The sequence below is a fragment of the Nonomuraea salmonea genome (assembly GCF_042428605.1).
GTDB lineage: Bacteria > Actinomycetota > Actinomycetes > Streptosporangiales > Streptosporangiaceae > Nonomuraea > Nonomuraea salmonea.
On sequence record NZ_JBHMCF010000040.1, the window covers coordinates 12,996 to 36,998 of the forward strand.

Annotated in this window: 24 protein-coding genes and 1 pseudogene; 13 read left to right on the forward strand and 12 right to left on the reverse strand. The window is 66.7% G+C overall.

All coding sequences use genetic code 11. The features are described from left to right. Positions 1-288: 288 nt before the first annotated feature. Complete coding sequence (locus tag ACFFR3_RS34995; protein WP_379484535.1) at positions 289-1,407, reverse strand: LLM class flavin-dependent oxidoreductase; 1,119 nt, start codon at positions 1,405-1,407, stop codon at positions 289-291. Positions 1,408-1,468: 61 nt separating this feature from the next. Here ACFFR3_RS34995 and ACFFR3_RS35000 point away from each other — a divergent pair, with 61 nt between their 5' ends. Further along, positions 1,469-2,209, forward strand: coding sequence for a helix-turn-helix domain-containing protein (locus ACFFR3_RS35000; RefSeq protein ID WP_345394152.1), 741 nt, complete (start codon positions 1,469-1,471; stop codon positions 2,207-2,209). A 124-nt stretch (positions 2,210-2,333) separates the two neighbouring features. Here the strand turns inward: ACFFR3_RS35000 and ACFFR3_RS35005 are convergent, their stop codons facing one another. From ACFFR3_RS35005 to ACFFR3_RS35015, 3 genes and pseudogenes are all read right to left on the reverse strand, one after another. Next, positions 2,334-2,759: an Rv3654c family TadE-like protein gene (locus ACFFR3_RS35005; RefSeq protein WP_345394149.1), complete on the reverse strand. Its 426-nt coding sequence runs from the start codon at positions 2,757-2,759 to the stop codon at positions 2,334-2,336. Next, positions 2,756-3,055, reverse strand: a complete 300-nt coding sequence (locus tag ACFFR3_RS35010) for a TadE family type IV pilus minor pilin (protein WP_379484536.1) — start codon at positions 3,053-3,055, stop codon at positions 2,756-2,758. Before ACFFR3_RS35010 ends, ACFFR3_RS35005 begins: the two co-directional genes overlap by 4 nt. Positions 3,056-3,132: 77 nt before the next feature. Further along, positions 3,133-3,258 (reverse strand): annotated as a pseudogene (locus tag ACFFR3_RS35015) (DUF4244 domain-containing protein); the annotation flags it as partial. Between the two features lie 196 nt (positions 3,259-3,454). On the opposite strand from ACFFR3_RS35015, the gene ACFFR3_RS35020 reads away from it, so the two are divergent. From ACFFR3_RS35020 to ACFFR3_RS35035, 4 genes are read left to right on the forward strand one after another with little or no spacing between them, the layout of a single operon-like run. Then, positions 3,455-4,852, forward strand: a complete 1,398-nt coding sequence (locus ACFFR3_RS35020; protein WP_379484537.1) for a tyrosine-type recombinase/integrase — start codon at positions 3,455-3,457, stop codon at positions 4,850-4,852. Continuing rightward, positions 4,852-6,615: a hypothetical protein gene (locus tag ACFFR3_RS35025; protein WP_345394137.1), complete on the forward strand. Its 1,764-nt coding sequence runs from the start codon at positions 4,852-4,854 to the stop codon at positions 6,613-6,615. Before ACFFR3_RS35020 ends, ACFFR3_RS35025 begins: the two co-directional genes overlap by 1 nt. Next, positions 6,600-8,822, forward strand: coding sequence for a hypothetical protein (locus ACFFR3_RS35030; RefSeq protein WP_379484538.1), 2,223 nt, complete (start codon positions 6,600-6,602; stop codon positions 8,820-8,822). Before ACFFR3_RS35025 ends, ACFFR3_RS35030 begins: the two co-directional genes overlap by 16 nt. Next, positions 8,819-9,256, forward strand: a complete 438-nt coding sequence (locus ACFFR3_RS35035) for a hypothetical protein (RefSeq protein ID WP_345394128.1) — start codon at positions 8,819-8,821, stop codon at positions 9,254-9,256. The genes ACFFR3_RS35030 and ACFFR3_RS35035 overlap by 4 nt, the downstream gene beginning before the upstream one ends. 1 nt (position 9,257) lies before the next feature. Here ACFFR3_RS35035 and ACFFR3_RS35040 read toward each other — a convergent pair whose 3' ends face one another. Then, entirely contained in the window at positions 9,258-9,527 is a 270-nt protein-coding gene (locus ACFFR3_RS35040; RefSeq protein ID WP_379484539.1) for a transposase, read from the reverse strand. Positions 9,528-10,220: 693 nt separating this feature from the next. Here ACFFR3_RS35040 and ACFFR3_RS35045 point away from each other — a divergent pair. Then, the gene (locus ACFFR3_RS35045; RefSeq protein WP_379484540.1) at positions 10,221-12,023 is read left to right on the forward strand and encodes a hypothetical protein; all 1,803 of its coding nucleotides are present in this window, start codon (positions 10,221-10,223) and stop codon (positions 12,021-12,023) included. Between the two features lie 143 nt (positions 12,024-12,166). Here the strand turns inward: ACFFR3_RS35045 and ACFFR3_RS35050 are convergent, their stop codons facing one another. Beyond that, on the reverse strand, positions 12,167-12,799 hold the full coding sequence (locus tag ACFFR3_RS35050; protein WP_345394119.1) for an HNH endonuclease family protein: 633 nt from the start codon (positions 12,797-12,799) through the stop codon (positions 12,167-12,169). Between the two features lie 259 nt (positions 12,800-13,058). On the opposite strand from ACFFR3_RS35050, the gene ACFFR3_RS35055 reads away from it, so the two are divergent. Beyond that, positions 13,059-13,421, forward strand: coding sequence for a hypothetical protein (locus ACFFR3_RS35055; RefSeq protein WP_345394116.1), 363 nt, complete (start codon positions 13,059-13,061; stop codon positions 13,419-13,421). Positions 13,422-14,154: 733 nt separating this feature from the next. Here the strand turns inward: ACFFR3_RS35055 and ACFFR3_RS35060 are convergent. From ACFFR3_RS35060 to ACFFR3_RS35070, 3 genes are all read right to left on the reverse strand, one after another. Beyond that, positions 14,155-14,553, reverse strand: a complete 399-nt coding sequence (locus ACFFR3_RS35060; RefSeq protein WP_345394113.1) for an STAS domain-containing protein — start codon at positions 14,551-14,553, stop codon at positions 14,155-14,157. 62 nt (positions 14,554-14,615) lie between these two features. Next, the gene (locus ACFFR3_RS35065) at positions 14,616-14,810 is read right to left on the reverse strand and encodes a hypothetical protein (RefSeq protein WP_379484541.1); all 195 of its coding nucleotides are present in this window, start codon (positions 14,808-14,810) and stop codon (positions 14,616-14,618) included. 301 nt (positions 14,811-15,111) lie between these two features. Continuing rightward, positions 15,112-15,996 carry a hypothetical protein gene (locus tag ACFFR3_RS35070; RefSeq protein ID WP_379484542.1) on the reverse strand — a complete coding sequence of 295 codons (885 nt, stop codon included), beginning with the start codon at positions 15,994-15,996 and terminating at the stop codon, positions 15,112-15,114. A 619-nt stretch (positions 15,997-16,615) separates the two neighbouring features. Between ACFFR3_RS35070 and ACFFR3_RS35075 the strand changes: the two genes are divergently transcribed. Further along, positions 16,616-17,218, forward strand: coding sequence for a transposase family protein (locus ACFFR3_RS35075; protein ID WP_379484543.1), 603 nt, complete (start codon positions 16,616-16,618; stop codon positions 17,216-17,218). A gap of 205 nt (positions 17,219-17,423) precedes the next feature. Here ACFFR3_RS35075 and ACFFR3_RS35080 read toward each other — a convergent pair whose 3' ends face one another. Then, positions 17,424-17,678, reverse strand: a complete 255-nt coding sequence (locus tag ACFFR3_RS35080; RefSeq protein WP_345394104.1) for a helix-turn-helix transcriptional regulator — start codon at positions 17,676-17,678, stop codon at positions 17,424-17,426. A 158-nt stretch (positions 17,679-17,836) separates the two neighbouring features. Here ACFFR3_RS35080 and ACFFR3_RS35085 point away from each other — a divergent pair, with 158 nt between their 5' ends. Together ACFFR3_RS35085 and ACFFR3_RS35090 are read left to right on the forward strand one after the other, a co-directional pair. Next, positions 17,837-19,240 (forward strand): hypothetical protein, encoded by a 1,404-nt coding sequence (locus ACFFR3_RS35085; protein WP_379484544.1) that lies wholly within the window; start codon positions 17,837-17,839, stop codon positions 19,238-19,240. Between the two features lie 352 nt (positions 19,241-19,592). After that, positions 19,593-20,126 carry a DUF6262 family protein gene (locus tag ACFFR3_RS35090; RefSeq protein ID WP_345394098.1) on the forward strand — a complete coding sequence of 178 codons (534 nt, stop codon included), beginning with the start codon at positions 19,593-19,595 and terminating at the stop codon, positions 20,124-20,126. A 60-nt stretch (positions 20,127-20,186) separates the two neighbouring features. On the opposite strand, the gene ACFFR3_RS35095 is transcribed toward ACFFR3_RS35090, so the two are convergent. After that, entirely contained in the window at positions 20,187-20,441 is a 255-nt protein-coding gene (locus ACFFR3_RS35095; RefSeq protein WP_345394095.1) for a hypothetical protein, read from the reverse strand. A gap of 264 nt (positions 20,442-20,705) precedes the next feature. On the opposite strand from ACFFR3_RS35095, the gene ACFFR3_RS35100 reads away from it, so the two are divergent. From ACFFR3_RS35100 to ACFFR3_RS35110, 3 genes are all read left to right on the forward strand, one after another. Next, a complete protein-coding gene (locus tag ACFFR3_RS35100; protein WP_345394092.1) occupies positions 20,706-21,062 on the forward strand; it encodes a hypothetical protein in 357 nt (118 codons plus the stop codon). A gap of 614 nt (positions 21,063-21,676) precedes the next feature. Then, a complete protein-coding gene (locus ACFFR3_RS35105; RefSeq protein ID WP_379484545.1) occupies positions 21,677-21,877 on the forward strand; it encodes a hypothetical protein in 201 nt (66 codons plus the stop codon). Between the two features lie 40 nt (positions 21,878-21,917). Continuing rightward, complete coding sequence (locus ACFFR3_RS35110) at positions 21,918-22,619, forward strand: hypothetical protein (RefSeq protein WP_379484546.1); 702 nt, start codon at positions 21,918-21,920, stop codon at positions 22,617-22,619. A 325-nt stretch (positions 22,620-22,944) separates the two neighbouring features. Here the strand turns inward: ACFFR3_RS35110 and ACFFR3_RS35115 are convergent, their stop codons facing one another. Continuing rightward, entirely contained in the window at positions 22,945-23,691 is a 747-nt protein-coding gene (locus ACFFR3_RS35115; RefSeq protein ID WP_379484547.1) for a sigma factor-like helix-turn-helix DNA-binding protein, read from the reverse strand. Between the last annotated feature and the right edge of the window lie 312 nt (positions 23,692-24,003).

Sequence of the window (24,003 nt, forward strand, 5' to 3'; positions counted from 1 at the left end):
CGCACCCTAGCGACCGTGTTCCTGCTCTCCCACACTCCTTGTCGCAACTGGCATGGACCGAGGGTAAGCGGAACCTTACGGGAGACAGTCAACTCTTGGACACAATGTCTAAGAAGTCGTGATTCGATTGCGACCTGACCCCTTCGACCACAACGGTCCCACCAGCGGTAGCTGCTCCGCAAAGCTCGCACGCCGCACGCCAGACGCCGTGTGACCGCACTCCGCACACCGGTTGCCCCTGTCTCAGGCGGCGAGCGGAGGTCAGCGGTCGGCCAGCTAGGCGAGGGTTTACTGGTCAAGGGTGGGCCGATCCACGGCAGGCCGGTCGGAGGCTGGTCGATCCACGGCAGGCCGATCGGAGGCGGGCCGATCCGTGGCGGGCCGATCCGTGGCGGGCCGATCCGTGGCGGGCCGATCCGTGGTGGGCCTATCCGTGGCGGGCTGGTCCGTAGCGGGCCGGTCGAGGATGGGCCGATCCGTGGTGGGGAGGTTGAGGGTGGCGAGGAGTTCCAGTTGCTCGATCTGGGATTTCATGGACTGGGTCGCGAGGCGGCAGACGAGGTGTTCTGCGCCGGCTTCTACGTAACGGGTCAGCGTGGCGGCCACATGCTCGGTCGGGCCCGCGACGATTGCCTGGATGGTGCGGACCGTCTCGTACGGTAGCCCGTACGTCTTCCGGCAGTACGCGTCGAGTTGGCGTTCGCCGTCTGCCATGTCGTCGGTGATCAGCACCGTGATGAACAGTGCTGGAGTGACTGCGTCCGCGGCACGGCCCGCTGAAGCCGCGGCTTGACGTACGGTGGTCAGGCCCGTTCGGTAGTCCGCGGGGTCGGGCGGGTAAGGCAGCCAGCCGTCGTAGAGCGTCCCGGTGCGGTGCAGTGCCGATGGGCTGGCCCCGCCCAGCCAGATCGGCGGCCCGCCCTCCTGAAGGCAGGGCGTGGACGCGGGCAGCTCGTCGAAGCACAGCACCTGGCCCGAGAACGAACGCTCGCCCGCCCACAAGGCCCGCCACAGCGCCACCGTGTCGTCCAGCCGGGCGAAACGGCGCTGCCACGGCACCTCCGACATCGCGTACTCGGGCTCCGACCTGCCGGGGAAACCCGCGCCCACCGCGATCGTGAGCCGGCCTGCCGACAGGTGGTCGATGGAGGCGAGCTCCTGTGCCGTCGTGACCGGGCGCCGGAAGGCGGGCAGCAGGGTCGCCGTGCCGAGCGTGACGCGGTCCGTCGCCGTCGCGAGTGCGGCTAGCGTGGCCAGCGGCTCGAGGCGCGGGCCGAGCAGGGTGTCGTTGGCCCACACCGAGTCGTAGCCCAGCCGTTCGGCGCGTACGCCCATGTCGATCAACTGCTGGGCGTCGTCCCACTGGCCCTGGTTCGTCGGGAGAAGGACCCCCATGTGCACGTTCATGGGAGGGATCGTGCGCCGGTGCCGGGAATGGCGGCAATTCCCGCGAAGGAATGGACACGTCATGCACACTGACGTGGTGGACTTCCCGCAGGCATTGCGCTCGGTCAGGCAGCGCCACCGTCTCAGCCAGCTCGAACTGGCGCTGCGGGCGGGCACGACGCAACGCCATCTCAGCTTCCTCGAAAGCGGCCGCTCCCGGCCCGGCCGATCGCTGGTGGTACGGCTCGGCGAGGCCATGGAGCTGACGCTCAGGGAGCGCAACGAACTCCTGCTCGCCGCCGGCTACGCCCCGGTCTATCCGCAGACTCCGTTGGACGACCCGGCCTTGGAGCACGTACGCACCGCGCTGCGGCATGTCTTGGAGGGTCACCTGCCGTACCCGGCGATCGTCGTGGACGCCCAGCATGAGCTGGTGCTCGCCAACGACGCGGTCGGGCTGCTCACCGAAGGCGTCGCCGGCCATCTGCTCCGCCCGCCGGTGAACGTGCCGCGCCTGTGCCTGCACCCCGAGGGCCTGGCACCGCGGATCGCCAACCTCGACCAGTGGGCACGGCACGTGCTCGACCGCCTTCCTCCTGGCGAGCTGCACGACGAACTGTCCGCGTACGTGCCGCCCGTCGAACCGGGCCCCGACCACGTCGGCTTCGCCGTGCCCGTACGGCTGCGCTCGGCCCGCGGCGAACTGCGGTTGACGACGACCATCACGACGTTCGCGACCGCCACGGACGTCACGGTCGCCGAACTGAAGCTGGAAGCCTTCCTGCCCGCCGACGCGGCCACGGCGACACTGCTGGCCGGCTGAGCTCGGCTCCTGGCCGCTGCGGAGCGTCCTCTGCACCTGGCGGCCCCGCCGGTCCCTCGGGCTCACGGTCACGTGCACAACTTGGTCCGCGTCGCTCATGAACCTGAGTCATTCCTTCCTCTGGTCAGTGAGGGTTGTTGGGTGGGGTGGGGGGTGCTGGGCCGGCTCGGGATCTGCCGGTCAGAGTTGTTGCGCCTAATAATGGGAGTGACAGGGGCACGGCGGTCCAGATGTCGGCTCTGTCGGTGGTGATTTCGCATTTCGTCAGCTTGGCGCCGTTCGCAGCGGCCAGTTCGGCGGCTCGAAGGCAGGCGCTTTCCGGGTCGATCAGGACGAGCTTGGCCGCTGCCAGGGCGCTCAGGTCTGCGGCGCTGTTGACGCGATGCTGGGCCACTCGTACGGAGCCGATCGTGGCGAATGCCATGGCCACCGCCATCAGCAGGCCCATCAAGGCCACGCCCCAGAGGGTGGCTGAGCCGCGTTCCCTGGCTTTGGGCAGCGATCTCCTATGGGAGGTGGTCACGTGGTTCCTCCGGTTCTTCGTCGTCATGGCTCGGTGACCGCGGTGGCTGCGGCTGACACCTGGACCGCGGGGAGGGAGGCCGCCCACGAGGGGCGTACCTCGACGGTGATGTGCACCCTGGTGAGGTCGGGATCTCGTGTGAGGGCTATCTCGGCGTTCGGAGTTGTGGCTGCTCGGACGTAGTCGCGGACCTGGTCGAGTGGTTCGCCCCTGGCGGCTGCCCGGGCTGCGGCGCGGGCAGCGTCGACGCATTCGAGCTGTACGGCGACCGCTTGGATCGCCCACAGGGCGGCGGCCAGGACGATCATGAGGGCGGGCAGCATCGCGGCGGTTTCGGCGGTGACCGAACCCCGCGATGCCGGCCCTCCGGCGCCCCTGCGTGTCCGCGAGAGGCGCAGGCTCATTCCTTGGCTACGTTGAGTGCTCGGTTGATCAGGGCTGTCAGCATCTCCTGGACTTCTGTGCTGCTCACGACCTTGTAGAGGAGTGCGGCGAAGGCGCAGGCCGCGATCGTGCCTACCGCGTATTCGGCTGTTGTCTCTGCTTAGTTGACGTGTCCCGATTCCCGTTCTGGACCTGATTCACGTCTGCATCTTGATGGCTATAGTCAGCTGCACTCGTCCTTGTACCGAATGGGAGTTCTACTGATGTTATTAGTCCCCTTCACCTGTGAGGGATGGGAGAGCTGGGATCTGGAACGAGCCCCGCTCATCCGGGAAGGCATGCCGGTCCTGATCGATGAGGACCTGGTGCTGGAAGAGAACGGTCAGCTACGGCCCGCGGCCGTGGCGAACCGCTGGCTGCGTGAGCTGCCCGTCAGCGGCGCGCCAGCGGCGCGTACGTGGCGGGTGTACGCCGATGCCCTACGCCAGTGGCTGGAGTTCCTGGCAGATCGCGTGGTCGACCCGTTCGGAGAGCGGGCCGAGCTGCGCGACGCGCTCAGTTCGTACGCCGGACATCGGCTGTCGGGGCCGCTGGAGAAGCGGCTGGCCCCCTCGACGTGGAACCTGCACATGAGGGCGCTGTCGTCGTTCTACCGGTGGCTGGTGGATGAGGGACACGCATCGGCGGTGCCGTTCAGCTACAAGCAGGGCCTGCGGCTGCTGAACGGCGTGCCGCGCGAGTACGAGTACAACCTGGCCAAGGTGCGCCAGCCCAAGCCGCACACCACCATCAAGTACCTGGAGCCCGACTTCGCCGAACTGTTCGTCAAGGCGCTGGCTGGCCTGCGGCCGGACGGCACATCGGATGATGGCTACCGGGGCCGGGAGCTCGGGCGCAACGCCGCGATGGGTGAACTGGTGCTGGCCACGGGGCTGCGTCGCCAGGAGTTCACGCATCTGCTGGTCTATGAGGTGCCGCCTTTGCCGCGCGAGCGGTCGGTGGTGCCGATTCCGTTTGCGGCCGGCCATGGGGTGACCAAGGGCAGCAAGCAGCGCATGACCTGGATCAGCTACGACGCGTTGGCGAAGGTGCATGACTACATCGAGCTGGAGCGTCCGCTGGCCGCCGACGGGTCGCCGTGGCGGCCATCCGGCGAGCCGCTGCAGGTGACGAAGCCGGACTGGGAGGGCGGCACGATCAACGGCACGCGGCTGCCCTGGCGCTCGCTCAAGCCCGCCGAGCGGCTGCGGCTCCTCGCGCCAGGCGGCGGGTCCTGCCTGCTGGCGTTGCAGACCAGCGGGGCGCCGTTTGTGGATTGGGACACGGTCTTTCGCCGCACGTCGCGGCGGATCCGGGCGCGTGATGAGCCGCGGTTTCCGATCGTGTCCAGCCATCGACTTCGGCACACCTTCGCTATGCGCACGCTGGAGTTGCTGACGCGGGGCTACTACCAGCAGGCCGCCGGGCTGGTGGCCGACACCGACGCCAACGCGGGGCTGGCGCTCTATTTGACCAAGAGTGATCCGTGGCAGGTGCTGCGTGACCTGCTGGGGCACTCCTCTGTGACCACCACGCAGGTCTACATCCGCCGCTTGGACGCCACGCAGATCTTCAAGCAGGCGTATGAGCAGGTGGGCTTGGCAGTCGGGTTGATCGCCGACGACTACGATGCCGACGACGCCGAGGCGGGGATGCCGGACGAGGCGGCCCCCGAGTTGGAGCAGGAGGGCAGCTGATGCCCGCAGCGGTGATCAAAGATCCGCTGGCCGCGGAGTTCACCCTGCCTGACGGCAAGCGGTGGACAGGGCGTCTGGCCGGGCTGCCCAATCCGCGTCTGGCGGCTGATCTGGCCGTGGGCTTGGTGCAGTGCGCCCATCCACACGGCCCGATCTCCGCCATCATGACCGCGCGGCACTACACAGTGACGCTGCGCCAGACCGTCCGGCGTCTGACCGCAGCCGGGTTCACAGGAGAGGCGGCAGATCTACGTCGCTCACACCTGGTCCGGTTCTGGATGGAAATGTCGCACCAGCACGAGCTGCAGAGCCGGATGATACTCAGGGGCTTCGATGCGGTGACCGGGCGTCTGGATGAGCAGGTGCGGCTTTTGCTGGAGGGCCGCCCGTTCAAGACGCGAAAGCGCACGACGCCCTTTCAGCCCTACAGCGACGCCGAGTGGGCACAGCTGATCGAGTACTGCGAGTCGCAGGTCACCGATGCCCGGCGCCGACAGCGGAAAGCCTTGGATTGGGCTGAGTCGGGCAGCGATCCTCAAGGGGTCGTCCCACGATATTCGGAGACGAGTGTCTCCACCGCGGACCTGGCTTATCTGCTGGTCCAGCATGGACCGTTGGATCGCGGACGGCTGGCGGCCCATCTGGGCTGGGCCACCGCTACCGTGGACCATACGAGGACTGGCCGTCAGCTGACCGAGATCCGCGCACAGTTGTTTCCCACCCGGGATGTGGCCTTCGCCCATCAACTGCTGTTCGGCTGCTATTCCGGCATTGTCCCGGACGGCATCGCCGATCTGGACCTGACCGGCATCGACTGGGCCGGGGACGGCAGCGTGCTGCTGGAGTATGTGAAGGGGCGCACCGGGCCTGAGGGTGTGCACCTGCCTAAGAAGGCGGTGCGGCTGCTGGAGCGCTGGCTGGAGTATTCGGCTTTGATGCGCTCGTTCGCCGGCGATGAGTTGCGCAACGAGTTGTGGTTGGCACTGCGGCTGCCGGGCCAGCACGACAGGACCCCGTTCGGCCGGATGGTGCCAAGGCTGGGATATCCGGCCGAGTGGGCGCGCAGACACGGTCTGAAGGCCGACACTGGCGCTGACCTGTCGCTGCATCGGTCGCGCATTCGGACCACGTATCTGTCGCTGCTGAGTCGGCGTGGCTGGACAGGCCGGACCATGATCGATCCGAACCACACCGCGGCGGTGGAAGGAGATCACTACCTGTCGGCTGCCACCTCGGCCCAGCAGGAGGCGATCGAGACCATTATCACCGAGGCTCAGAGCGACGTGCTGCGCAAGGCGCAGCCGCCCTTCGTGGTCACCGATGAGCAGATGGCCGAGGTCGTCGCCGCGCTGCCTGAGGCGATCGACGGGCTCAAACTGGATGGCGGCGCCATCACCGAACTGGTTGGCGGTGAACGTGATGTGTTCACCGCTACTTGTGTCGATCAGCTGGCCAGTCCGTTCGCGCCCGTCGGCACGCCGTGTCCGGCCCGGCCTTGGGTGTGTCTGATGTGTCCGCTGGCGCTGTTCATGCCTCGACATGCCGCCAACCTGCTGCGGTTGAAGGCGTTCTTCGCCCGCCAGTTCGCGCAGATGCCCACCGCGCACTTCATAAGGGTGTTCGGCCCGTATGCCCACCGACTCGACAGCGAGATCCTGCCCCGTTTCAGCCAGACGATCCTGGCCGAGGCAGCCCGCCATGTCGCCGATGACGACAGTGAGCTTCCCCTGCGCCCGGAGGAGACGACATGGCCGACCGTGTGATCTTTCTACCTGTTCCCGCGTCTGCTCAACCGGTCCCACCCTCGGTGAGGGGGTCGGTGTTTGACGGAGCCCACATCTGCGAGCTGGCGCGGCTGCGCCTGCGTCCAGAGGCCGTCCGGCCGGTGTTCGAGGATGAGGTGTGGGATCTGACGGGGCTGGCGGACGCCCCCCAGCAGATGCAGGAGCATGAGAAGCGGCTGGACTTCACGGCTATCTCTGACCCGTGTTGGCGGCTGGTGGCCAAGGAGTATGTGCTGGCCAGGCTGGCGCCGGACCACGAGCTGGTGGCGATCTCGCCGTTCGCGTCACGGGTCCGCAAGGGGCCGCGCAGCGCCCATCAGCACTTGCGCGAGCTTGCCGGCTGGTTCGCTTGGCTGCGAGAACAGGGCATTACGGCACTGTCGCAGGTCAGGCAGGATCACTGTGACGCCTGGCTGGCCGAGGCCCGTCTGAGCAAGCCCACCCCTGGCCAGCCGCAACGGATGCTGAAGCCTGGGTCGGTGGTCGTCAAGGTGACCGTGGTACAGGCGCTGGCCTTCTACGAAGAGCTGTTTGAGGGCGACGGCTATCGGCCAGGGTTCGTACCGTGGAAAGGCAAGACCGCTCAGCAGGTGGCGGGGGTCAAGCACCAGTACATAAACAGCACACCGCCTGTCCCCGATGAGCATATTCAACGGTTGCTGGCCGCCTGCTTCTACCTGATCGATGTCCTCGGCCCGCACGTCGCGGAACTGTTCGCCGAGGTGAGGAGCAACATCAGGCGAACGGAAAAGCTGAAGCTTTGGGCGACGCTAGAGGATCGATCCAAGGTGAGGAAGGTGATCCACGCTCACCTTCGCCGAGGCGAGCCGCTGGTGCGGGCCGAACCCGCGCTGATCGCCAGGCGGCTGCAGGGGGGCTGGTCGCCGGAAGATCCGTTGCTGCATCTGCATCTGGCGTCGCTGGCCTGCCAGATCGGCCGCCAAAACTTCGGCCAGGAGCTCAAGCGCGACATGCGACCCGAACTGGAGCGGGCGGCTGCCGAGCTGGGACTGGTGGGGCAATATGCCCGGCAGGCGCCGCTGGTGCCACGCGCCGACTGCCAGCATGCCACTGATCCCCAGCTGATCGCCTGGACCGAGCCGCTGGGCAGCATGCAAGCGCAGTCGATGGCCTCCCTCGTCATGACCGCGGCAATCACGGTCACGGCGGCGATCAGCGGGATGCGCGCCAGTGAGCTGATGGAGATCGTCCCCGGATCGCGACGAGAGCCGGTGAACATCCCTGGCGGAGGGCGCCGGTTCCGGCTGGCCAGCAAGGTCATCAAGGGACGCACCTTCGGCGGGGAACCCGACGAGTGGGTGGTGCTACCAGAGGTGGACCGAGCCATCGCCCTGGCCGAGCGGCTGGCCTCGACTACGGAGGGAGAACCCATCTTCGGTGTGATCGACTTCCCCGGGCGCTACCGGCGGCTGTGTGAATGGGTGAACGGCCCGGCCGGACAGCGCCTGGGGCTGGAGCCGATTCCGGATGGCCCGCTCAGCCTGCGCATGCTGCGCCGCACGCTAGCGCTGGAGCTGGGTCGCCGGCCCGGAGGGGTGCTGGCGGCCAAGGTGGCGCTCAAGCACGTCTCGGTGGCCACCTCCGAGGGCTACGTCGCGCGGCCGGGAGGCTCACAGGCGCTGTTCCTGGCCGAGGCCCAGCAGGAGGAGGAAGCCCACAAGATCGAGCTGATCGCGCAGATGTTCAGCGACTACCAGCAGGGCCAGATGCCCGCCGGCCCCGGCGCCCGCCACCTCATCGACACCTTCGCCCACGTCGACGCGGCACTCAAGGACCAGCCCGCCGGGGAGCCGAACGTGCTGGACAACGAGCGGCGCATCGAGAACCTGCTGCGCAAGACGGCCAAGACCCTGCACATCGGGACGGCGAACTACTGCTGGTTCCGCGATCCGGCCAAGGCGCTGTGTCTGCGCCTGGCGGGTACGCCGGACGCCAAGAAGCCGCTGGCGGGGATGTGTGACTCGGCTCGCTGTCCGCAGGCCACGCACCACCCCTGCCACCGGCCGGTGTGGCAGGACCGCGCCGAGGCGATGCAGGAGTTCCAGGCCAGCCCGCGCTTTCCTGCCGGGGAGAAGCGTCGGTTGAAGCCCGAGGTCGAGCGGACGCTGACAGTGCTGGGGCAGATCGACGCGGCCTTCGGGGCGGGTCAGGAGGCGTCGGCGTGAGGATCACCGAAGATCAGCGGCGCACCACTGAGCAGCGGATCAGGGCGGCGATGGACCGGCTGCTGCGCGGTGAGCTGCCGCCGGGCGGCAAGTGCGACGTCAAGACGCTGGCCGCCGAGGCGGGCATTTCCCGCAGCGCGCTCTACACCACCTACGGGGCGCTGAGGGAGGAGTTCGAGCAGCGTCGGGACCGGCTGCGCGAGGCCGGGGAGATCTCCGACCCGCGCGAGGCGCAGATCGAGCGACTCAAGCAGCAGGTCGCCGAGCTGAAGGACCGCGTCCAGGACCGGGACGCCGAGCTGGCGAAGCTGCGCGAGTTCAAGATCGTGGCGGTGTCACGAATCGCCGCTCAGCATGAGGAGCTAGAGCGGCTGCGCCGTCAGCTCGCCCGGCCCGCCAAGGTGCACCAGCTACGGCAGGATCACGCCGAATAGCCTAGCTTGTGGGCTGGCCATCACCTGGTCTGCGGCTCATGAAGTCCTGCGACGTCCCGTCGATCGGCACTGACGTCAAGGCGGTGCCCACGGCGGACGTCGGTCGCTGGGGCGGCCCGGACAACTTGAGGCATGGCCCCGGGCCTTCCGCCTCCCTCTCGAAACGGAAGACGGCCCGCGCCACCGACGCGACCGTCCGATCGCCCTCCAGCACCATGTGGACGGCTTCTTCCTTGAACTCCGGCGAGAACTGCCTGCGACGCCTCGTCACGTACCTACCTCTTCCAGACTGCTGTCAGCCTATGTAGCTGGCTGTCCGGAATCTTCTAGGCACCTCAGCCCGCCTATCGGGTGTTCGTAGACACTACCCACGGGCCAGAAGTAGCCAAGCCACTCGTGGACATAGCGCGCGCCGTGGGAGAAGAAGCGGTCGAAGAGGCCGCGCAGAACCTCCTGGCCGCGCCTCGCGTCCGCGAGGCGCTTGAGGAAGCCGTTCAGAGTGCATCAGATGACGCTCCAGAGAGCGTTTCGCACGTCGCCTGGTACATCGCTCTGGGCCTTTTCGGCGCCGCACCCCTTACCCGTCACGTACGCGGTGGCACGCGACCCCGGCATCCACTCAACTATTGATGCTGCGCTCACAAGTATCGCACTCGCGGTAGCCGTCGTCGCGTTGTTTCTCGCGCAGAAGCGTCGGCCGTGAGTGACCAACACGTAGCTGGTGCTCAGGCAGGCCGGCCCTTGCACGGGCGTTGGCACGGTCGCGGCGGCCGACGGTTCATCGAGGTCAGCCCTTCGAAGATGAAATGAGCGTTTCTCCGCTTTCGGCATGCTCTGGCCCGGCACACTGGATCGCATGCGTGATCCAAACTCCGCCCGATTCGCTTCGCATGCGCCACTTGACGAGCTGCGCGAGGCTCTGGGATGGAACGCAAGCACACCGTGGTGGAGCGATCGAGACCTCGTGGACGCCGTCGTGGCCAGCGAGGAGGTCGCCGGTTGGCTGGCTGACCCCCGCCCTTACGACAAGCGCTACCACAAGGGCCCATGGACGGAATCGATCACAGAACTCGTCGATGCGATTCCCCGCCTCGGCCCAGCAGTCCGTACCGTGCTACAACCTCACCTGCAGGATGCACAAGTTGCCCTCGCCGGTTTCCCGGGCACGTCGGATCGTCCTGACCGCGAGCCCGTAAAGGCCGCGCTGAATGCGCTCCGCCAGCGCTGGGCAGAGCCACCGGTTCTGGAGGCGGCATGGCAGGACCTGCTCGCCGCATGCCATGACGATGATGCCGCCAGCGACATCATCGCCGCACGCCGCGATGTGTTCTGGCGGTTGGCGCGACTCACCGACTGGCCTCCGGGCGACCTGAGCGCCGTGCTGTGCTCGCTGCTGGACGGGTCCGTCTTCGACGTGACCTACGCACGAGTACGACTGGGCGACATCGAGCCTCCGCCGCACGAGCAGTGGGGCGAGCGGCATCAACGCTCCGATCTGCCGGATGAGGACATTCTGGAGCTGGCCCGCCGGCTGCTCCTGCGACTTCCGCAGCCGGCTCACCACGTGATCTGGCTGGCCTTCACCAACGCCGCCTCGCCCCGGGTCATGAAGCAGATCGGCCCGGTCACGCTGTTCGACGGGCCGTGGCTGCGTGCGCGGCTAAAGGACGGCTCTCCGCGGCTGATGGAAGCTCTGCCTGCCGAGTTACGTCATCCCGACAGTGACGCGGACTACCGGCATGTGCAGGAGGGGGACGATGTCGTCCTCGCGCGGGTCGAACTCGGCGAAGGCGCCTTCGCCGACCCCGTTGAGACCGCCCGGGAGCGTGTGCACGCCCTGGTAGGCCTAGCCGGATTCCGGGCGGGCCGCACCGAATGGACCCCCCTTGAGGGGCATCTGCACGCCGTCGACGGTGTAATCGGCGGCTGGCAGACGTTTCGCCTTCCTGGCTCTGGACGGCGCCGGCCGCTGGCCGACCCTGTAGGCCGAATGCTGGACGAGCTCATCCCTAAGGTGTGGGACAAGCTGGCCGGCGCCGACAAGGAACTGCGGGAGACGGTGGGAGCGGTGCACTGGTGGCAGGCAGCCCAGCAGCAGCAGCCGCTGTCGGCGCTGGTGTTGAACGTCCGCGTCATCGAAGTCACGGCCACGCGCGTCAGCACCCTGTCGTGGACGAGCTACCTCGACGCCTACCTCTCCTCGGCCTGGATACGCGCCATCATCGTTGACCATGTGTTCGAGGTGGTGGGTGAGGCCTTGGTAGACCCGGAAGGCAAAGCAGCCGGCCACCACACCGAGTTGCACCTGCTCCGCAAGGACATCCAAGCCACCATCGCACCGGGCCAGACCGGCTTCGATGGCGTGGCCGCCGTCAAGGCTCTACCGCGACTCATCGTGATCTATCCTCTGCACAGCCGCGTGGGCCGCAGGCTGAGACAACTGCAGGCCCGCCTGGCTACGCCAGCGGCCCTGGCCGACTGGGCCGATGAGATCGCCACCCGTTGGGCGATGGCACGAGCACGGCTGCGCCGGACCCGCAACGCCATCGCTCACGGTGGGCCGGTCACCAGCGACAGCACCGCCACTCTTGACCATCTCAGCCGGTATCTGTCGGCGTGGTCGCTGTCGTTGCTGCTGGACGGTGACCACGTCGGCGGGCAACTGGCCGATCCCCACGAGCAGTTCCGGCAGGAGGCAGATACGTGGCGCAACGGGCTGCGTACGGCGCCTGACGTACTCCCAACCATATTTCCCGAGGTGACCTGACCAGCGCATAGGCTCGTGGGCGATGCTTCACGCGCCCGCTCCGGCGAAGTAACTGCAAGCGCGAGTTGCCAGCGTCAGTACACCCCGCGGAAACATCGAGGAGTCTCCTGCCGCGGTTGAGCATCACACCTCTGCTGTGGAGCTCAGCAGGTGGCGAGCATCTCGGTGAGCGCTTCCTTCTCGCTCGGCTGCATGCTCAGGCCCCAGTCGTGCTTGACGTCGATCCAGGATCGGGCGTACTCGCAGTAGAAGGCCTCCAGCGGCGGCTTCCACCGGGCCGGGTCCTTGTCGGCCTTGGACTGGTTGACGTTGTCGGTCACCGCCCACAGCTGGGAGTCATCCAGCGAATTGGCGAACGCCTCGCGCTTGTCCTGGGTCCACGCCCACGCGCCGGACACCCATGCCTGCTTCAGCGGCACCATGTGATCGATGTCCAGGTCTTGAGGGTCGGTCCACTCGCCGCCGTCGTAGGGGCTCACCCACCGGCCGGAGACCGGCTTACAGGAGGCGTCGGTCTCGACGTTCTCACCGTCGCGGATGAGGACGAGTTCACGGGCGTCGCACTGGCCCTCGACCCGGGCCCAGTGGATGAACGACTTCCTCCGGTTGTAGGTGTCGGCGTGGGACTCCTCGGCCACGGTGATCGCGCCGAGTTCGGTGTGGGCTTCGACGACGGTGGGAACACCGGGTGGACCGGCGGGGGACGCGTGGGCGGCGGCCGGCGGGAGCAGCAGCAGAGTGACGGCGCTGAGGGCGGGTACGGCTATGCGGCGCATGTGAGCCCTTCTGTCCCGTCTCGGGCGAGCGTTTTGCCGGGTCATGGGCGAGGCGGAGACAGAACTGAAGATCTCAAGCTTGCGGCGGTGTCCGCGATGGCGCTTCCGCATAGCATGTGACCTGCGGTTTTGGGCGTGTCGCCGGTAACGCCGGCAGCAGGTCAAGCAGAACCAGGACAGACGACAGGAAAAGCACCGCCTCCGGGACAGCCCCGTCCAGGCTCCACGGACTGCGGCCAGGCGGGCGTAGGCTCGTCCGATGACGATGGACCTGCATGGTGACCAGGCACGAGAGCTGCATTCGGATACGCAGAAGGAGGCTCTGCTCGGCCACCTCTCCGAAGCGTTGCGGGTGATGCCTCTGCAGAAGCTGTGGGAGGTCGTCGATGTTCTGTGCGGTCCGGGGACGGCGGATGCCGTGCTGGCCGAACGCCGTCGTCAGGCGGACGAAGCACACCGAATGGTGCAACGGCTCTGGCATGAGCGCTACCGCGACGATCCAGAAGGGGCCGCCGAAGCCGAGGCACGTGTTCGCCGGAGCATGGAACGGATCACCGCACGGACCGAAGAGATCGCACACGCGCGCGCCGCCCGTCTGGCCTCTAAGCCGGACCAGGAGTAACTGGCCCTGGCCGCAAGATCCACAGCAGTGCGAATCTAAGACGCCAACACGGGCACACATTTGTGACACCGGTCTTCGGTCTTCCGCAGGCCGAGTCTGCCAGCGTGGACGGCGTAAGCTCCGCGGTGGCTTCACGCTTGCCGAGGCGCCACTGTGCTTTCAGGCTCCTCGCTGCCGATCCGTGCTGGTCCGTCCGCTGCGGTGTCCTGGTGACCGAGTGCGTGGAGTCCGCAGGAGGCTGGCTGAAGCCCGCCTGGCATCCCGATGCGCTGGTGTACGCCTGGCGGCACAGCCCGGGTCGGGTATGCACGAGTCCGGAGGAGTTCCTGGCCGTATCCGGGTTGTCCGCCCGGGAGCGGCAGTTCCTGCGGCAGCGTTATGCGTTGCGCGAGGGTTTTCACGCAGACGATCATCGATGTTGAAGCTGGGCCGTATGGCGTAATCATCGGCGCGGTTCCGGGTCGGACGGCAACGTGCGGTTGGTGGATGACCCATGTGACCTGCCAGCCGTACTCGTCCGGGTGCATGTGTTGGGTCCTCTAGCGATGTCGGCCTCATCACAGGTGACCGCCCGGAACATCACCCTGCGGCCTCGCCGGTCCGCGCGGACTGTCGAATCCGACAATCAACTGACACGAAGGCGCGGATTTCGACAGCGGAACGCGGATCCTACAGATTCGCTCCATGCAGGCCGCGAAAGACGGGAGCACGGGTGCCCCGTCTTCCCGCGTGGTCATTCGGCGTCGCCACCGCGGAACTGTTCCCGCTTAGCCTGGGGCGTTTGGCTGGCTTGCAGTGCCGCGCGGATGGCCTGCTCGAAGCTGTGGTGCATGGTCAGGGTGGGCAAGGCTCCGGCGGTGGTCAGCAGACGGACGGGTGACTGCTGCAGGCAGGCCAGGTAGAGGTCGCCACCGTGGCGGCGGATCAGGGCGCGGACGTTGAGCAGCACACGCAGGCCGGAGTGGTCCAGGAACGGTACTTCGCTCAGGTCGAGCACCACGTGGTCGCCCGGACGTCGGCGCGTGCGAGTGAAGGCGTCCAACTGGTCGGCGTTGGCGGCTTCCAGGTCGCCGGCTACCGAGATGGCAGTGATGCCGGGCATGTGCTGGCAGGCGAACGTGGGTGAGGTCATCGCGGCTCCCCTGCGGCGGGCGGACCTTCCGGCAGGACGGGAACGGGTGAGGGCGGTCTGGCTCAGTCCTGTGCGCGGGTCAGGAACGTCATGACGGCCAGGGCAAGGCCGACGAACCCGGCGAACCCGGCCGCTCCGGCCAAAATAGACAGGGGCACGGAGGTGCCGCCCAGCCAGGCAAGAACGCCGCCGGCGAGGGCGACGAAGAGACCGGCGGTGACGACCATGGCTACCCACAGTCCTCGGATGTTGTTCATGGTGTTCCTCACGTCGTTGTGAAGGGAGTGAAATCGTGCGAGCGCACAGGACTCGAGTTGACCGCTGACCGGGATCGCCCAGCAGCGAGCCGAGGCCGGGCGGTATCACGTCCAGGCCGACGGGATTTCACCTGCTCAGCTCATGAGGTTGGCCGATGTGGCTAGGCATCGCCTGGTGTGGAGGCCCAGCGTCGCGGCATCAGACCGCTCATCGCGGAGGAAAGGCTGTCCGTTCAGCGGCCGATGCCCCGATACGGGGGCTTAAAGACCTCCTCAGCCAGCGGCGCCGGCTGGCCAACTGTCAGGCGATGTCAAGATCGGAGCCAACGCCTCTGCCGGGGGATGGATGATGCCTCATACGCAAAAGCCGCCAGGTGGTGGCCCACTCCTGTAGGTCATTTTCGGAACCGGAGCAGGCCCAGATGAACGCGCGGACCAACTTCTCGGGCGGCAGTTGATCGGACTTCAGAGCCTTGCACAACGTGCTGGCACCGAATGCCTTCCGCGAGCGTTTGACCAGTTCTCGAAAGCTCGGCTCCCCGGCCCAGATCCGGTAACGCTTCATCAGGCCAACGAACTCGGCCGGGGTTCGTGCGGACAGCGGGTCCGGCTTCAGGTCATGGCCCGGCAGGTCCCGTGGAGGCCCAAAGGGCAGTTCGGGCGGATTGCTCGTCGTCGCGGCACGGCTCGGCTGGTGGGATTGGGCGAAACCCCTGATGGCGGCGGCCACGTTGTCGGCTGGCGCGGTTCGAGGAGTTTCACCGCCGGCGACACCGGCGAGAGCGGAGCGGACCGCGTCCGCCTCTGCCACCTGCTTCTGCGCAGCGCTCAACCGGCTTTTCGCACGCCGGCATCGGGTATCGGCTCTCGTCAAATCGTTCGCCATGCGTACGTGAATCGCCTGTGCTCGATCTACTGCGGAAACCGCCGCCATGTATGCCTTATTCGCCATGGATAGCTCTGCTTTTGCCCGCTTTGCCGCTTCTTCTTCCACGGTGTACGCGGAGCGAGCTTGTTCTTGTATCAGGCTAGCCTGGGCGATTGTCAGCACGGTTGTCGCGGATCGGAGTTCGTCTGAAGCAACAACAAGCTGGCGTGTCGCATTTGTGCGGTTGTGTTCGGCGACAACGACGGCTTGCTCGGCTGCCTGGACCGCTTCCTCCAAAGGAGTGAGGTCCGCCACCACGGCCGGAGACGGAAGGAGGGCCGCGTCCTGCTGCCCTGCCCCCGCCAGATGTTGGCTGGCCTGGCCGTTCGAGACCGGGACCTGGCTAGACATGCGCTGGCCGGCAGGCGGTGAGATATCGGGCAGCCGTGATCGCCGGGATGGGAACAACCGTGCTGGCGCCAGGATTGTGGAGGCGAATGGTGACCATTCGGGGGAATCACCTCTTATTGAGCGTGAACGAGGGTCATGTAGCAATCAACCAATCGACCGCGTAATACGCGTAATGCGCACCCTCTGGGGAGACCCGGAACCCCGTCGGCGCCAACCTTCGGAGAACCAAGGGCGCGATAGTCCAATGATGGCGCACAAAGACGCGTCCATAGAACTTTACGGCTAACTCCGAGAAGCGCCATCAACGACGCTGGATCCACGTGTGTTTCTGTCTGTTCCACAGCGTTTAATCGCGTGCACTGGCGTAGTGGATCGTACGGATGTTCCATGTGCCTAGTTGATCTCCACCGCGTGCCGCTCTAATGGGGGAAGGGTCACCTGCTCAGGTGATCGAGGGGATCTCCGTTCGACCGCGGAAGACCTGAGTGTTCCAGGGCCCACTGCGCCAACAGTGGGCCCTTCCGCAATGTCCGGTCAGCCTCAAGCCCGTGCTGGCGATGCTGGGGCCGCACGCTGTCGACGGCGCGTGAATACTGGATCAGGCACACTTTCCGTGATCGGACTCGCTGAGTGGATCACGGTTCGGACGTTCCGGCCGGTAGCTGTCCTTCTGATCACGAGCATCTGCAGGGTGTTGGTTAAGGAGCTGGTCGCCGTCCTGTTCCCTCATCTGGTCGGCGTGTGCGGTGAGCAGGTTGTCCGATCGGGAGCCACGGTGAGGATCCGGGCCAGGACCGGCACCGTGGAGGCCGCCTGTCCGTCCTGTGGAACCCGGTCGCAGCAGGTGCACAGCCGCTATGAACGACGATTGTCCGATACAGCGGTCGGTGGCCAGGAAGTGCTCATCCACCTGGGGGTGCGTCGCTTCTTCTGCCGTGCTGCCACGTGTGTGAAGGTGACCTTTGCCGAGCAGGTGCCGGGGTTGACCGTCCGCTACGGCCGCCGCTGGCGTCGGTCGCTCGACGGCGGGCGCGCACGGGGCGCAGGGCCTACGGGGATGTTGCTTCGGCGTAACGTCGTGACTGGGCTGTGCCGACCCCTACGTGGTGTGCCACGCCATACGACGTAATAGGTGTACTGGCCTTGTCTGTCGGGGGTGTCGGTGAACTCGAAGGAGCCGTCATCTGCGATGGCCACCAGCAGCAGGTCTGTGATGTAGTCGCTGCCTGCAAGCGAGCGCAGGAGGCACGCCATCGAGCCGTTGCGGCCACGACATAGACGTAATGCCGCACGCAGCCGGGTAGCGCCGTAGCGCAGCCTTGCGAGATCGTCGATCAGGCGCGGCCAGACGGGTTGCTCCAGTCGAACAGTTCCCTTGCTGGCAGGTCGAGTGCGTCGGCGATCTGGAAGACCTTGTCCAGGTGCGGGCTGTACATGCCGTTCTCCATGCGGTTGATCGTCTTGCGGTCCACGTCGGCCAGCTCGCCGAGTTGCTCTTGTGTGAGTCCATGCCCTTCGCGAAGCTCGCGTAGCCGCGCACCGAACTGTCTGCGCAGCTCAGCGAGGCGTGGCGTGATCGGGTTGGGCACTCACCAACCGTGTCGGCCATGATCTTCAAGGTCTGTACCAACGTTGGTACAAATGACGGCAGAGGTGAGAGGTTGCAGGGCGGAGCCGTGCAAGCATGCAGCCGCGTGCTCGCACGCAGCCATTCCCGCAGCAGTTCCCGCCGCCCTTGGAGAGAGGCATGTCCCCTTCCCGATACGGTCGCTCTACCCTGGCCCGCACCGTCAGCCCGCCCCGCCGCGACCACCATGGCGGCTCCTCCCCGGCCTGGCTGCTCATGCAGGCCGCTCAGCTGTCCTGGGAGATCCGCAACATCCTGCAGCTGATCAACGGCATGCGGCTCAACCTCAGCGAAGAGCTGCACGTCTATCGCGAAGCCTGCGACATGCTGCTCAACGCCGCGCATGCCACTGCCATCATGGAGGCGCGGCTGCCGCTGGCTCCGGCCTGGGGTAGTGGCCCGCCTCGGGTCCGCTCCATCTTCGCCCAAGCCCGTGAGGCGGGGACCGACCCCGCTGAGGTCCGCCCGGATGTGGACCTATTCCAGCCGCGCATCGACCCGCAGATTGCGCGGGAGGTGGAGGCCACCTATCGCGAGGATCCTGACCCACATGCCCAGTGCGCTGGCGCTACGGTGAAGAAGGAACGCTGTGCCAAGACCATCGTCAAGGGAATTGGCTCAGCGCACTGCGCCGTGCACCTCGCTCCTGCTGAACGGCAGCGGCGCGACGAACTGCGCGCCGCCGAAGACCGGCGGGCGCAAACCATTACGGACGCGCGAGATGAGCATCAAGTGGAGTTGGCCGCAGCCTGGATCGCCCGCTACGGCACGCGCCCGCATCGTCTCGAACAGCCCGCCGCACCAAGCCGTTCCCGCCAGGTCGCGCCGTTTGACGGCTGTTCCGGGCTGACGCTGGGTGAGGACGAGCAAGCGATGCTCGCCTTGTACGACAGTGGCTGGCCTTCACTCTGCCCTCGCTCAGCGGAGATCATCAGGGCTCTGCTCGATTGCCCTCGTGCCACGATCGGCCGGCTGGCCGAACTCGCCGCAGCTCAGGCACCAGAGCGCTGGTCTCGTGGCGAGCAGTGGCTTCAATCGGACATCTGGGACGGCATCCGCCCCCCCGATCTTGCTTTGCCACGCCTTGGCCAAGCACCCGAGCTGGACGAGCACCCGGCCGTGCAGGAACTGCGCCGCCATATGAACGCAAGCCAGGGCAGGTACGAGGTATGGCAGACCGGCTTCAAGTCCCTGGTCGAGGCTTGCGACGATCCTGCCATTGACACCATGGCCGATCTGCTCGCCTTCTGGCAAGACCTCGGCATTCTGGTCCCGGACGGACACGAAGCCGATGCCACGATCTGGCGGCTCGCAGCGCTGCCGCCCTCTGCCTGGCGAGTGATATACGCTCGCGGCCGGTTTGTCCCGTCCCACGTTTTGGGGACGGCCCTGGACTGGCTCCTGGAGGGTGAAACCCCCCAGGATCCTGACATCTCGCCATCCGAGGTCTTCAACGTGCTTCTCACCTCGGCCAAGCCGCCGAACCCTGAGGGCAGCATCGCTCCCGCCCAGACGGCATCATGATTAGGTCATAACGCTCCCCCGCGGCCATGACCATGGCACGCATCATGGCCGCGGTGCCGGCACCTGCCTGAGACGGCCTACTGACTTGCGCACGGCACACGCAGCTCAGGTCATAACCACTGTGGCCTGCGAAATCGCAGTCCACCGCTAGCTTGGACATGAGCCTTAGGGCTTTGGAGGTGACCCTCAATGATCCCTCATCTGAGGAGCCCAACCGGACCCAGCAGACCTTCTCCCTCGGCTGGTCTCCCCCGGCGGGTAACCCGTTCGACTTGGACCTCGACGAAAGCATCGCACCCCTCGGGCTGACCTTTAGCTCGATGCGGAACAGCACTTGACGAGAGGGAAGCACGTGACTGCCACCATCGACCCGGCTGCCCGCGTCTACACCGCCATCGTGTCCTTCACTCTGGAGCCCGACCAGCAAAGCGCGCGGGTCGAGGCGATCCGCACCTTCTCCGACGAGGTGGTGTGCCACCAGCCGGGCTTCGTCTCCGCATCCGTCCACGCCAACCAGTACAACACCCGGGTGATCAACTACGCGCAGGAGTTCCAGGCCGTCACCCGAGCGATGCGGGAGTTGGACAAGTCCGGCCAGCCGATCAACATCAGCCGCGTCGCTGCCGCCGCCGGCGTGTCACGGCAGTGGCTCTACGACAGTCCCGTCCGGGCCGAGATCGAACGGCTAAGAGAACGGCACGTAGGCACATCCTCACGTCGGCCACCCGCGAAACAAACCTCTTCCGAGGCATCACTGCGCGCCCAGAACGAAGCCCTACGCCAACGTCTCAAAGAGATGCGCAAGGAGAGCACAGCCCTGAGAGATGCCCTGGAGCGGGCGCTGGGTCGGCTGCGCGAACTCGGCCAACCATCGAACTACGGCTGAGCCCAAGCATCGGCCCACCAACACCATGTCCGTGGACATGTCCATATATCAAACCACAGGTCAGGCAGCCATTTGATCTTCTTGACTCCAGATAACGCGGTCGGCGTCGACCCAGTTGCGGAAGGAAGTGCGCTGGTAGCCCTCGCGCCGCTCCGTGGACACCGGCAGGGCGGCGACCGCGTCGGCCAGCAGCGGCCCCTCCGCACGCTGCGCCACCGCCAGAGGCGCGTGCTGCACGGCGTGCGTGGCCATCGCCGCGGCGGGAAGGAGGGCAGCCATTTGGGTCATGCCGGCCATGAGGGCGATGCCGATCAAGGCGTTGCGCCGTGGGGGTGAGACATGCCGATCCTCTCGCGATTAGCACACAGAGCAATAATTGACTACATAATGTAGCGGAATCGTTGGGATCGATCCCTCGGCGTCGCGGTGATATCCGTGCTCCTCGGTTCTGACGGCGTGGGCGGAATCGCTTCCCCATCGCGGCCGGTGCTGTACGCAGGTGGCCCCTTGTCACCGCAGATGGGCGGACGGACGATCCAAGTACCGTGCTGTTTGCCGCCAGGAAGGCCAGGACCGCCGGTGATCCGCATGCTGATCTCGATCGCGCTCAACCGGCACCTGTCCGGCGATCCCCGTTATGTGCGCTGCGCGACGTGCGGCACCGCGGCCAGCGAATCCGAGGCCCCGCTGCGGGTCTTGATGCGGTTCACCACCGTCGACGGGCGCCTGGTCGACGGGGACCAGACACCGCCGGAATGGACCTGCCCCTCCTGCGGCCGCGACGGCCCGCTCCAGGTGGGCGAGTTATTGCCGAACGACACGCTCATCGGCTGCCGGCGCACACGCCTGTGCCGGTATCGCTGGAAGGTCCCGGGCAGCGCCAAGGTGGTCGTCTGTCCGCGCTGTTACACCGTCCAGCCCGGCCCTGCCGAATAGCTCACGCCTTCGCTATGACCGCGTTCGAGACGCTCGTCAGCACGCCTTCCGCGGTTCCTGTTCCTTCCAACCCACGTCCCCGGCCACGGCGTTCAAGGGCGAGTTGTCCGGCGTGATTGTCCGGGCTGGTGAGAAGACAACGGCCTTCCCGGGGCAAATCGGGAAGGCCGTTGTGTGTCTCCCTGAGCGCTCGTCCGGACCAATGAACTGACGCCTCGGGGTGGCCGACCTGGGCCGACCTCGCCGCGGGGTCTAGACCGGCGGCTGTGGGGTCCATGATGCACTGCAAGTTGGTTGTCCAACCTTGCAGCCGGACCAGACCGTCTGCAGCCGATGTTTCCCGGACCACTCCGATACCGCAAGACCCGACCTGGTCGTGGCTCACACCTGGCTGACCTGGCTGCATCGCTGCGGCTGCCCCGGCGCTCGGTGACGGGGTTGTCCGGCAGCCGCCTCGCGTACGGGCGCGTACCCGGTCTATGCCGCATGCGGTAATGATGGGCTCAGCGACGTTCATGCTCACCTCGGCGGAGGGCAAACCGCAGGGGCATCACAGGCGCGATGTCGCAACCCCACACCTGCTCGTCCGGACCATCACGCCTTTGGAGAGGCTCATGACGCTCATGCTCGCCCTGCCGCACCGTCCCCTCCTCTGCCAGCCGTCCCGGCAGGCGGTTCGCATCCTCGTCTGGGTGCTGGTACTGGCCTTCGTCGTCATCCTGACCGCCCTGGGCAGCGACCCCGCGCTAGCGCTGGGCGTGGTGCTGGCTGCGCTGGCCGCCACCGCCGGCGACCTCGCCCAGTACGGCCGCTGATCTGCCTCGAACGTCCCCCGCCGTACAGGGATCGTCCGACATGGCACGGCCGGAAAAGCCGATCACCTGGGATGGGCCGATCGCGGATCTGGCCCGCGGGCTCCGCCGGCTGCGCGAGCTCGCGGGCCCTCCCATCCCCACCTACGCCCAGCTCGCGGAGCGTGGAACCTTCTCGCGCTCAGTGCTCGCCGACGCCGCCGCCGGCTACCGTTGCCCGTCCTGGGAGGTGGTCACGCACTTCGTCACCGCCTGCGGCGGCCTGCCCGACCAGGAGCCGTGGCCGGCCTTGTGGAGGCTTGCCCAGGCCGCCGCCGTCCAGGTCGGCGACGTCACGCCACGCCGCACCGGCCGGGCAGCGCCTGCCAAGAGCCGGTCCAGCGCACGCCAGGCCACGGTCACAGCCGCACAGCAGGGACCCGCTCCGCCGGACCCGTGGCAGGCCAACACGCCGCAGGAGTACCGCTACCAGCTGAGCCTGCTGCGGGTATGGGCCGGCGTGAGCATCCCGGAGATCTGCCGCATGAGCAGATCTCACGAAGGCGACCGTCACAGCGAAGTCGCCTACACCACCGTGCACGACACGCTCAACGCCAAGTTCGCCCGGATGCCGCCCCTGCGCGCCGTCCGTGCGATCGTCGCCGCGTGCGAGGCCGACCTGGACCAGTGGGTCGGGGCCTGGCGCGCCATCAGCCTCAAGCGGTTTCAGCAGGACAATCCGCCTCCTGCCAGTCTGGCCATGTAGAACGTTTGGTCGCCGACGCCCGCAGCCGTCCCGGAACGACCCGTTTTCGGGACGGTCCTTCACGGACCCCCGCGCGTGCCCGGAGCAATGGGCGCGTGTGCGTAGTGCTCGGCCTAGTTCAACAGGGCGACGACGTCATACACGCCGACCGGGCCGCTTTGAAGGAAGTGAAGTCGTCACGTCCGTGATGGTACCCATTGCGGCGATCCCCGCACCGCCCCAGGCCATACCGGCCAGCAAGTACAATCCTCAAAGGACCTTGAGAAGCGGAACCCCCGGCTCGCGCGAGCCGGGCATTCCGCCGGGCCCTCTCACGCACGACGCCCTACGGCCGCTTACGGACAGCAGCATCCTGTAACGAACTTTGCGCGGCGAGGGCCTCACGCATGCGCTTGCGGGCGTAGTGAAGATTGACCCGCGCTGTGTTCGGATCGATTTTAAGGATCTTGGCGATCTGGGCCGGCTTGTAGCCAGCACGGCTCCATTGCAGAACTTCCCGTTGACGCGGGGGGAGTTGCGCGACGGCGCGGTCGCCGACGTTGTCGGCGGCCGGAGTCGTGGTTGGTGGCGCGGGATTGCGGTGGTGGCTGGAGAGCAACTCCGTCCGGAGTCGGTCTCGTGCTTGGAGCAGCGCTTCGTGGACCGCTCGCGACGGCATGTCCAACTGTTCGCTGATCGCCTGAGGGGAGTAGCCGTCTGCGTAGAGAGCGGCGACAGCTCTGATATGGGATGGGAGCCTCTGGAGCAGAACGATGATGTTCTTGCGGTCCAGATCCCGTAGGGCAGCGGTGTCCGCCCCTTCGGCGAACTCCGTGAAAGGCAGCAGGTCACCGGGAGCCATCATGTGTTCTCGGGCGCGCCCGCGCGCGAAGATGGTGCGGCTCAATACCTTCACCATCCAGCCATAGGGGTGCTCGGGGAGGCCTCCTCGACGGACCTGGTGGAGAAACAGCAGGAAGGTTTCGTGCACGGCGTCGTGGGCGTCGAAGGCATTGGCGCCACGCAGTAGAGCCGCACGAAGGAGACGAGGTGCGTACACCTCGTACATCTCGGAGAGCATGTCGTTCTCCATGGCCATCAGGGTGCCCTCCAACAACTCGATGTCGACGCTCCGGGAGGTGTCGCCGAACCTCGTGGACGAGTCGCCGGAGGGCGCCTTGTGGTGGCCACGGAGGGAGACGGAGCTGAACTCCGCCTCCCTCGCGATGCCGTGGACCGACATGTGGGTCTTAGCGGGCCGTCAAGACAAGTCGCAGCAGATCAACCACCTGGTGGGGTGCCCATCCCCACCACAGCGCGAGGATCGCCAGGACGATCCCAGCCGCCCAGGGCACCCAGGGCGCGACCCTACGCCGTTTTGCCAGCTGGATCGGCTGACGCGTGC